Consider the following 10,875-nt stretch of genomic DNA (forward strand, 5'->3'; position numbering starts at 1 on the left):
AAACCTTTGAGTGCCGCCGCTTGGAGCATCATCTCCTAGCTGGGACAGGCATTCTCAAAGGTTTTTTTCAGTTTGCTTAATACCGTACATAGCCTGGTCAGCGTCGCTGATCAGCTCTTTCAGCCGGGCGCCTGAGCCATGCGTGGAGCTAATGCCGATGCTTGCTGATACGCGAATGATACGTCCATGGATGGAGAACGGCTCGGTAATGGAATCTTTAATTTTTCCGGCGACAAAATCAATATCATGGTTATCAACCAGATGCTGAAAGCAAATAACGAATTCATCTCCGCCATACCTTACGAGGATGTCGGTTTTTCGGACACTTTGTTTGAGCCTGGAGGCAATTTGGAGCAGCAGAAGATCGCCAAAGTCATGACCGAAAGAATCGTTGACCTCCTTGAAGTCATCGATGTCGATGAACATCACGCTAAACTGCTTGTCCGGGGCGTTCTGGTACAGATGGGACAAATAACGCCGGTTAAATAAACCGGTTAAGCTATCTGTAACACTGGCATTTTCTAAGTCAAAAATATAACCCAAAAATGCGGCCATAGATGCGAGGAAGCCATGCTGCCGTTCATCCAAATAAATTGGCTCGCTATTAAATGCGCATATGGCACCCACAGGCAAATGATCAGTTGTTTTTACAACGATGCCAACAAACGAAGCTGCTCCAAGCTGATTAGTGATCGGTAGAGAGACAGTCCGCTTATCTTCGAGTATGTTAGGGATGCTGAGTATGGGAGCGGCTTGCTTCAGAACGAGGCTGCAATAGCTTTGCAGCAAGGGTAAGCGCCCGCTGTTTTGCATCCAATCCTCATGACGGTTGAATGCCCGAATTATACTGCTTTCCATACCGTCGATTGTCGAGACCAATAGTATATCTACTTTAAGAAAATGCTTCAGGGTGTCAATAATATGGTCGGCTGCTTCTTCTAATGAGCGTGTAGTACTACTCATACTCTCAACTCCTGCCGTAGTCTTGAAACTATGGGATTGTCTTATAGTTCCATAGTAGTCTAAAAAGAGGCCTAACTCAAGAAACAAATGATCATTTTTAGGAATATTGTACTATTTTCGAGGATGTAATCAATTCGTAGTCTTATAAGTTTGGGCAGATCAATTTCATAGTCTTTGAATTAATAAATGTATTATTTCAATATGCACAAAATTAATACTTGAATTAATCTATAACCTGTAGTTTAATGATAATAAGATTGCATGTTAATGAATGTCTTATTAATTAATGAATCTATTAATTCTATGACGAGGTGGATAAGCATGGCAGACAAAGCATCAATGATCGTGGATAAGGATTTTCAAGTCGGTGAAGTAGATAAACGCATATACGGTTCATTTATAGAGCATCTTGGGCGCGCCGTATACGGAGGTATTTATGAAGCGGATCATCCTGAGGCAGATGAGCAGGGCTTTCGTTCCGATGTGCTTGAGCTTGTAAGGGGACTTGATGTGCCAATCGTCCGATACCCGGGAGGAAATTTTGTATCCGGTTACAATTGGGAGGATGGTGTCGGTCCTGTAGACAAGCGTCCAAAGAGGCTTGAGCTTGCTTGGCGGACAGTTGAACCAAACTGGATCGGCTTTAATGAATTTATGGACTGGTGTAAAAAGGTTAACACGGATGCGATGATGGCCGTAAACCTCGGTACTCGCGGCATCGATGATGCACGTAACCTGATAGAATATTCGAACCATAAGTCCGGCTCTTATTGGAGTGATCTTCGTATCCAACACGGGTACAAAGACCCGCATAATGTGAAAACCTGGTGTCTGGGCAATGAAATGGACGGACCTTGGCAAATCGGACATAAAACGTCGGTAGAATACGGACGCCTCGCTAACGAAACGGGTAAAGCGATGCGTTGGGTCGATCCGACGATAGAGCTTGTAGCCTGCGGAAGCTCGCATATCGGAATGCCTACATTCCCGGAATGGGAATCGACGGTTTTGGATTTGGCTTATGACACCGTGGATTATGTTTCGATTCATCAATATTATGGAAATCCGCACAACGATACGAAAAACTTCCTTGCGCAATCCATGAGTATGGATTCTTATATTAACACGGTTATCTCAACCTGCGATTACGTCCAAGCGAAAAAACGCGGCAAGAAAAAAATTAATCTATCTTTTGATGAGTGGAACGTATGGTTCCATTCGCATGCGCAAGATAAACAGCTTGACCCTTGGCAAATTGCTCCGCCTCAGCTTGAAGACGTATATAATCATGAGGATGCGCTTGTTGTCGGATGCATGCTGATCAGTATGCTGAAGCGTGCTGACCGCGTGAAAATGGCTTGTATCGCCCAATTGGTTAACGTTATTGCACCAATCATGACGCAAAACGGCGGTCCTGCCTGGAAGCAGACGATCTACTATCCGTACATGCACGCCAGCATTTTTGGCCGCGGTACGGTGCTGGTGCCGCTCGTCAAATCGCCGAAATATGATTCGAAAGATTTTACCGACGTTCCTTACCTGGAGACAGTAGCGGTTCATCATGAGGAGAAAGAGGAAGTGACGATTTTTGCGGTTAACCGTAATATCGATGAAGCGCTGCCTTTCGAAATCGATCTCCGCAGTTTCGGCGCTTTCCGGGTGATCGAGCATATTGTGCTTGAGCATGAGGATTTGAAAATGACGAACACGGCAGAAGCGCCTAACCGCGTAACGCCTCATACGTCAGGCAACGCCGCTATCGATGGCAGCGGAAAAATTCAAGCGACGCTGGGCAAAGCATCGTGGAACGTTATTCGCATAAAACTATAAGAGAAACGAAAGAGGGTATCCGGAAGCCGCATTTGCGGCTTTTGGGATGCCCTTCTATTATTATACAATAGAGAGATAGGAGGAGACGACGATGATACATGCAAATACAGACGAAGCTTGGCTGCCCTTATACGAAGCGCTGGCTAGTCCGGTAAGGCTCTCGATTATTAATCTGCTTGCCTCGAACATGATGAATGTAAAGGAGCTGGCCGAGGCCATTGGTTTAAGCAGTGCGATCGTAACGATGCATGTCCGCAAGCTGGAGAAAGCAGGAATCGTTCAGACGAAGATGGTTCGCAAGCAAGGGGGGACGCACAAAATTTGCACGCTCGCGGAACGCTCCATTGCGATTGAGCTGCCGCATCCGACGCCGGATGTGAAGAAGGTGCATGATGTCAGCGTGCCTGTCGGACATTATACACAATTTGAGGTGTTTCCGACCTGCGGCATTGCTACGGTCGACAAGCTGATCGGACAATTTGACGATCCGCGCTTCTTCTTGGAGCCGGAGCGGATGAATGCCGGAATTTTGTGGTTCGGTAAAGGCTACGTGGAATACAAGGTGCCGAACTATTTGCTTTCGGGACAGCGTCCCGTGGCGCTGGAAATTACGCTCGAGCTGGGCTCCGAAGCGCCCGGCGTAAATGAGAATTGGCCCTCGGACATTGATTTTTCGCTTAACGGGATGGATATCGGGATGTGGACGAGCCCCGGCGATTACGGTGAGGTGAGAGGGCGGTTTTCACCGGCCTGGTGGGGGGATCGCGTTAACCAATACGGTCTGCTGAAGGTTATCCGCATACAAGAGGATGGCACGTTAATCGACGGACAGCGCATGTCGTCCGTTGGTATCGGCGAGATCGGGCTCGATCGCAACTTTTGGACCTTCCGTATCAGCGTGAAGGAGGATGCCGTACACGTTGGCGGTTTAACCTTGTACGGCAAAGGCTTCGGCAACTACAACCATGACATTATGTTCCGTGTATTTTACGAGGATGCGCGCAGCGTGTAAGGCAGTTTAGCTGCTTCATTTGGATTCAAGTTGATATAGAGAGTAGGAAAGCTAATATAAGCCATTATTACTCGGAGGAACAAAGATGCTGACCATGTTCATCTTTCTCAAAAAATACCGGTTTGCTGCCTATGCAGCTCTGCTGCTCATGCTTGTGGAGTTGATGGTGGAACTGCTGCAGCCTTATATTATCTCAAAAATTATAGATGACGGTATCGTGAACAATAATTTGCAGGTTGTCTTAAAATGGGGCGGCGTTTTGATCGGCTGCTCCATCTTTGCTTTTGCAGCAGGCATACTCAGCTCCTTCTACGCCTCTCATGTTAGTCAGAGCTTTGGCTTTGATGTAAGGGAGCGCCTTTATGACAAGGTCCAATCGTTCTCATTCGCAAACTTTAATCGTTTTCCGGAATCCTCGCTTATTACCAGACTTACGAACGACGTCATGCAGCTGCAAAATACGGTATTCATGGGACTGCGAATTATGCTCCGTGCTCCGCTGCTCGTAGTCGGAAGCATCGTAATGGCATTTATCGTACAGCCGAAGCTGGCGGTCTGGCTTGCTGCCGTCATCCCGTTTCTCGGGATTTTTCTCTTATGGGTGCTTAAGAAGGGCGAGGGATTGTTTCGCTCTGTGCAGCAGCAGCTGGATCAAGTGAACGGCGTCATGCAGCAAAATTTGATCGGGATGCGGATCGTTCGGGTGTTCGTTCGGATGCAGCATGAATCGGGGCGCTTTGCTCGCTCGAGCTTGCAGTTGATGGACCGCACCGTAGCTGCGCTTCGCTTGACGGAGGCAACGATGCCAATCGTGCTGCTTGTAATGAATGCGAGCGTCATGGCCGTGCTATGGTACGGCCGCATCGAGCTTGATACGAGCGGCGCAACCGTCGGCGAAGTGATTGCGATCGTCAACTATGCGACTAGGACGACTGCAGCTTTGTCGATAATGTCGATGATTGTGGTCAGCTTCTCAAGGGCACGCGCATCGGCGCAAAGAATGGAAGAGGTCGTTCTGACGGATATCGATTTAACGGATACGGCGGGCAGCGAAGAAGCAGCTAAGCCTCGCGATGGCCAAGTTTCCTTTGATAACGTCTCTTTTCAATACCCGGATTCCGATCAACGTGTACTGGATCATATTTCCTTCTCGGCGAAGCCTGGCGAGACGATCGCGATTATGGGAGCGACGGGCTCAGGCAAATCGTCCCTTGTTCAGCTTATCCCGCGGCTATACGATGTGCAGTCGGGTGAAATACGCGTTGATGGGATAGATAATCGCTTAATGAAGCTTAGACAGCTGCGCAAGGAGATTGGATATGTGCCTCAAGAAATCATGCTGTTCACGGGCACGGTTGAGCAAAACATCCGCTGGGGCAAGGAGGACGCCACGCTCGAAGAAATTATCGAAGCGGCCAAGCTGGCGCAAATCCATGACACGATTATGAAGCTGCCCGAGCAATACGATACGATCGTTGGGCAAAAGGGCGTCAATCTGTCCGGCGGGCAGAAGCAGCGTTTGACGATAGCGAGGGCACTCGTAAGGAAGCCGGTCATTTTACTGCTTGACGACAGCACGAGTGCCTTGGATGTCCAGACGGAAGCGGCGCTGCTGCAGGCACTTAAGCAATTGAAATGCACAACTTTCCTCATTACGCAAAAAATTAGCTCTACAGTTTCAGCCGATTCCATTCTCCTGCTTGATGAAGGCCGGTTGCTAGCGCAAGGAAAGCATGAGCAGCTGATCCGGGAGTCAAGCCTGTATCAAAAAATTTATGAATCGCAGTTCGGGAAGGAAGGTGTTTCCCGTGCTTAAATCATTAATAGAGCCTTTCCGTTATCGAAGAACGGAAGCAGCCGTGGAAGCGGCGGCAGAGGGGCAGACAGCAGGCGATAAAGGGAAGCGCAAGCCTAGAGCTAAAAATTCGTCCCGGACCCTGAAGCAAATGTGGAGTTATTTGATTGCCTACAAAGGGAAATTGGCGGCTGTCATTGTCATGGTTATGCTGAGCTCCGGTTTTTCATTGCTGGGTCCCTATTTAGCCGGGACCGCGATTGATCATTTTTTGATGAACCGGGGGAGCGGGTTTGTTGTCTTTCTAATCGGGATGGCAGTCGTTTATGCGCTTCATTCCATTACGATGTGGCTGCAAAGCATTTGGATGATCTCCATATCGCAGAAAACCGTTTACCTTATGCGGGTTCAATTGTTTGAGCATTTGCACCGTCTGCCTATCCCTTATTTCAGCAGGCGCCAGCATGGAGAGCTGATGAGCCGGGTAACGAACGATATTGACAATGTAAGCTCATCATTAAATAGCTCGGTCATTCAAGTTTTTTCAAGCGCGCTTCTGCTCATAGGCACCGTAAGCGTTATGCTTTCGCTCAGTCCGCTCTTAACTTTGCTTACGTTTCTCGTTGTACCGCTTATGCTGTACGGAATGAAATGGATTACGAAGCAAACCGGCCGGCTGTTCAAGGCTCAGCAGCGTAATCTTGGCGATCTGAACGGATATATCGAAGAGACGCTGTCCGGACAGCGCATCGTGAAGGCCTTCTCTCAGGAGCAGACGGTGATATCCGCGTTCAGGGAGCGCAATGAACGTATTCGCGTATCCGGCTTCTGGGCGCAGGCGATATCGGGTTTCATTCCGAAGCTGATGAACGGGCTCAACAACTTAAGCTTTGCCATTATTGCCGGCATCGGAGCTATCTTTGTTTTGAATGATTCGATTACGGTAGGTGTTATCGTTATTTTCGCGGAGTACTCAAGACAGTTCACACGTCCGCTTAATGATCTGGCTAATCAGTGGAATACGCTGCTCTCGGCGGTAGCCGGCGCGGAGCGGGTGTTCGACGTCCTTGCCGAAGAAGAGGAGCGGAAGGATGAGGGCGCTGCCCGCGAGCTCGCAGAGGTGAGGGGCAGCGTCGTATTTGATAAAGTAATGTTTTCATATGAGGGACGGGCAGCCACAATCAGCGATGTAAGCTTCCATGCAGCTCCGGGAGAGACGATTGCGCTTGTTGGTCCGACCGGGGCTGGCAAGACGACGCTTATTCAGTTACTATGCAGATTTTATGATCCGAGCTCTGGGAGCATCATGATCGACGGATATGACAGCCGAACGATTAAACGTGAAAATTTGCGATCGCATATGGCCTTCGTGCTGCAGGATCCATTTCTTTTCGAAGGTACGATCCTCGAAAATATTCGTTATGGCAAGCTCGATGCGACGGATGAAGAGGTAGAAGAGGCCGCGAGACTCGCAAATGCGCATTCCTTTATTGTACGTCAGAAGGATGGCTACAGCGCTATTCTTAAGCCGGACGGCAGCGGCATTAGCCAAGGACAGAAGCAATTGCTGGCTATTGCAAGAGCGATACTTGCCAATCCCTCGATTCTAGTGCTGGATGAGGCAACAAGCAGTATAGATACCGTCACTGAAATCAAAATTCAAGAGGCGCTTCAGCGGCTGATGCATGGCAGAACGAGCTTCGTCATCGCCCATCGGCTTAACACCATCCAGCAAGCGGATCAAATTGTGGTGCTGCAGGATGGCGCCATCATCGAGAAAGGCTCCCATGTGCAGCTGCTGGAGCGGAAGGGCTTTTATAGCTCGCTCGTCAAAGGTCAGCTAAACAATGGCTTATACGAAGTAAGTGAATCGGCGACAAAGTAACAGCAATAAGCCGTAACGATTGTGCAACTATTTTTAGGGATGGAGAGTATATGTAGGTATAAACAAGGAGGTGGGATGAATGACTACTGCCCAATGCGCAAACTGTGGATACAACAACGAAGTCGATTCGTCCAGTATAATGGTTGCGGATTGCTCCTCTTGCGGTACGAAGCTGATTGAAGAGACTGTTCCGTATACGGTTTCTAATAAGGAACTTGAGACCTCGCTCGACATAAATAATCAAACGAGCTTGCCAGAGGAAGTCGACATTAATAAGTGGGTCGCAAAAATCGGTGACCATGAGAAGCAAGCGAAGTACGTGGAAGAAGGCTTTTGGGCAAAGGTGAAGCGGCATGCTGCGAAGGTTCCGTTCGCGAAGGAAGTCGTAACGCTGTACTACTGCTCAGCCGATCCGAAAACGCCGCTTTCGGCTAAGGTTACGGCGATAGGCGCCTTGGCGTATTGGATATTGCCAATCGATCTTATTCCCGATTTTTTGCCGGTAGCCGGTTTTGTTGATGATGCAACAGCCGTGTTGATTGCATACAAGGCTATTAGCGGTCAAATAACCGATGATCATCGTGAGAAGGCGGAGCAGTTTTTCGTTTTAAACAAAAATGTTAAATTGATCAATCATCAGCAGCAGTAAGGCGAAACAAGAACGAGAGGATCGGCCGGGAGCGAAATGCTCTGAAGGCCGATCCTCTTGTTGTTTAAATTAGAAGCGCTACAGTGAGCTTAGCGGCTAAGACGGCGAAAAGTATTGGGAACGCCGGCTGTCAACGGAGAGATGAGCTAGAGGCCGGCTGGCGCACAGCCATGTGAATGAAACGGTAAAAGCTGCTGCTAATGTTGCCCTATGTGCGCGACAGCATCATTTTGCTGGAATTTCTCCAGTTAATTTTGGGTAGCGGCCTTTCGAATGACCGTTCAATTTGAATAGATCTGTTTAGAACAAGCTCCAGTCAAACTCTTGGGATATGGCCTCCAGAAGTGCGACGCCGGCAATACTGTTTCCTTTCCGGTTCAAGGACGGACCTACCAGCCCGATGCCGTACCGGTCTGGAACCATCGTTAAGATGCCGCCGGATACGCCGCTTTTGGCAGGCAGGCCGACTTGGATGGCAAACTCTCCAGATGCGTTATACATGCCGCAAGTGATCATGAACGTTTTGGCGATTTGAACGTAGCGGCGGGGAATTAGCTCTTCCCCGTTCAGCGGGTTTTTACCGTTATGCGCAAGCACCAAAGCCATTTGCGCCAAATCAGCGCATGTCACGCTTACGGAGCAGTGGCGGAAATAAACGTCGAGGACATCCTCTACCTGTCCCTGCAGCACTCCGTTATCTTTTAGAAAATAAGCCATCGACCGGTTTAGATTAGCCGTATCTTTTTCGGAGCGGTATACGTCAAGATCATAGCTCAGCGAACTATTATTAGAAAGTTGACGAAGGAAATCCAGAACGCGAGCCGATTTTTCCGCTGGATTGCTGCCTGCTATCAACGATGAAATGGCAATTGCGCCCGCGTTAATAAGGGGATTAAAAGGAATCCCCGGCTGCACAAGCTCAAGCTTAAGCATGGAGTTAAAATTGTCGCCGGTAGGCTCCATGCCGACTTTATCAAACACCACGTCTTCGCCATTGTCCATAAGCGCGAGAATGAGCGTAAATACTTTGGAAATACTTTGCATCGTGAAGGATAGCCCGGTATCGCCGGCCGAGGCCGATTGTCCTTGCGCATCCATGATATGAATACCTAATGCGCCTATAGGCGAATTCGACAATTCGGGAATATAGGAAGCTACCTTGCCGTACCCGCATTGCTGCCGGCTCGATTCTAGCCACTGAGGCAGAAGCGCTTGGATACGGTCCATTTCTGTTAAAGACATTTTAAAGCTCCCTCCTCCATATGTGGCGTTGCTGCTTTTAGTTTATAACATTTGCAAAGCAGGATAAAGTTGGTTCATATGATTATTTAGTAAGAGACAAAGGTTAATATATAGGTTTTACATGCTGCAAAATGTTATTAATAAATGTTTTAAACTTTTTTTGAATAAAAGCTTGACCAATTAGACGATAGCATGGTATATTCTAATTCCGGCCGAGAGAAACACGCGGACGACAAGCAAAACAAGCGAACCAAACGAAAGAACAGATTGCTCTTTGAAAACTGAACAACGAGTAGTAACTGCCTCGCAAATCCTTCGGGATAAGCGAAAAAGCGATAACAAGTAATGAGCAAGTCAAACACCAATTTGGAGAGTTTGATCCTGGCTCAGGACGAACGCTGGCGGCGTGCCTAATACATGCAAGTCGAGCGGATCTTGTCCTTCGGGACAAGATTAGCGGCGGACGGGTGAGTAACACGTGGGTAACCTGCCTGTAAGACTGGGATAACATCCGGAAACGGATGCTAATACCGGATACGCGGTTTGGTCGCATGACCGAACCGGGAAAGATGGAGCAATCTATCACTTACAGATGGACCCGCGGCGCATTAGCTAGTTGGTGAGGTAACGGCTCACCAAGGCGACGATGCGTAGCCGACCTGAGAGGGTGATCGGCCACACTGGGACTGAGACACGGCCCAGACTCCTACGGGAGGCAGCAGTAGGGAATCTTCCGCAATGGACGAAAGTCTGACGGAGCAACGCCGCGTGAGTGATGAAGGTTTTCGGATCGTAAAGCTCTGTTGCCAGGGAAGAATGCTTGGGAGAGTAACTGCTCCCAAGGTGACGGTACCTGAGAAGAAAGCCCCGGCTAACTACGTGCCAGCAGCCGCGGTAATACGTAGGGGGCAAGCGTTGTCCGGAATTATTGGGCGTAAAGCGCGCGCAGGCGGCCTTGTAAGTCTGTTGTTTAAACTTGGGGCTCAACCCCAAGTCGCAATGGAAACTGCAAAGCTTGAGTGCAGAAGAGGAAAGTGGAATTCCACGTGTAGCGGTGAAATGCGTAGAGATGTGGAGGAACACCAGTGGCGAAGGCGACTTTCTGGGCTGTAACTGACGCTGAGGCGCGAAAGCGTGGGGAGCAAACAGGATTAGATACCCTGGTAGTCCACGCCGTAAACGATGAATGCTAGGTGTTAGGGGTTTCAATACCCTTGGTGCCGAAGTTAACACATTAAGCATTCCGCCTGGGGAGTACGGTCGCAAGACTGAAACTCAAAGGAATTGACGGGGACCCGCACAAGCAGTGGAGTATGTGGTTTAATTCGAAGCAACGCGAAGAACCTTACCAGGTCTTGACATCCCTCTGACCGCTCTAGAGATAGGGCTTTCCTTCGGGACAGAGGAGACAGGTGGTGCATGGTTGTCGTCAGCTCGTGTCGTGAGATGTTGGGTTAAGTCCCGCAACGAGCGCAACCCTTGATCTTAGTTGCCAGCAC

Annotated in this window: 7 protein-coding genes and 1 rRNA gene; 6 read left to right on the top strand and 2 right to left on the bottom strand. The window is 48.9% G+C overall.

Annotation, left to right across the window (positions count from 1 at the left end; translation table 11 throughout):
- Nucleotides 1-54: 54 nt before the first annotated feature.
- Nucleotides 55-963: a sensor domain-containing diguanylate cyclase gene (locus AC0YNZ_RS10160; RefSeq protein ID WP_475826484.1), complete on the bottom strand. Its 909-nt coding sequence runs from the start codon at nucleotides 961-963 to the stop codon at nucleotides 55-57.
- 321 nt (nucleotides 964-1,284) lie between these two features.
- Here AC0YNZ_RS10160 and arfA point away from each other — a divergent pair, with 321 nt between their 5' ends.
- The 5 genes from arfA to AC0YNZ_RS10185 all read left to right on the top strand — a co-directional run bounded on the left by arfA (nucleotide 1,285) and on the right by AC0YNZ_RS10185 (nucleotide 8,134).
- Nucleotides 1,285-2,793, top strand: a complete 1,509-nt coding sequence (gene arfA / locus AC0YNZ_RS10165; RefSeq protein ID WP_475826485.1) for an arabinosylfuranosidase ArfA — start codon at nucleotides 1,285-1,287, stop codon at nucleotides 2,791-2,793.
- A gap of 91 nt (nucleotides 2,794-2,884) precedes the next feature.
- Nucleotides 2,885-3,805: an ArsR/SmtB family transcription factor gene (locus tag AC0YNZ_RS10170; RefSeq protein ID WP_475826486.1), complete on the top strand. Its 921-nt coding sequence runs from the start codon at nucleotides 2,885-2,887 to the stop codon at nucleotides 3,803-3,805.
- Between the two features lie 85 nt (nucleotides 3,806-3,890).
- Nucleotides 3,891-5,621 carry an ABC transporter ATP-binding protein gene (locus AC0YNZ_RS10175; protein WP_475826487.1) on the top strand — a complete coding sequence of 577 codons (1,731 nt, stop codon included), beginning with the start codon at nucleotides 3,891-3,893 and terminating at the stop codon, nucleotides 5,619-5,621.
- Complete coding sequence (locus AC0YNZ_RS10180) at nucleotides 5,614-7,485, top strand: ABC transporter ATP-binding protein (protein WP_475826488.1); 1,872 nt, start codon at nucleotides 5,614-5,616, stop codon at nucleotides 7,483-7,485. The genes AC0YNZ_RS10175 and AC0YNZ_RS10180 overlap by 8 nt, the downstream gene beginning before the upstream one ends.
- A gap of 79 nt (nucleotides 7,486-7,564) precedes the next feature.
- A complete protein-coding gene (locus tag AC0YNZ_RS10185; RefSeq protein ID WP_475826489.1) occupies nucleotides 7,565-8,134 on the top strand; it encodes a YkvA family protein in 570 nt (189 codons plus the stop codon).
- 300 nt (nucleotides 8,135-8,434) lie between these two features.
- Here the strand turns inward: AC0YNZ_RS10185 and glsA are convergent, their stop codons facing one another.
- Nucleotides 8,435-9,376, bottom strand: a complete 942-nt coding sequence (gene glsA / locus AC0YNZ_RS10190) for a glutaminase A (protein WP_475826490.1) — start codon at nucleotides 9,374-9,376, stop codon at nucleotides 8,435-8,437.
- A gap of 363 nt (nucleotides 9,377-9,739) precedes the next feature.
- Here glsA and AC0YNZ_RS10195 point away from each other — a divergent pair.
- Nucleotides 9,740-10,875 (top strand): 16S ribosomal RNA (locus AC0YNZ_RS10195); the annotation flags it as partial.

Source organism: Paenibacillus sp. J2L1-98, assembly GCF_056269405.1.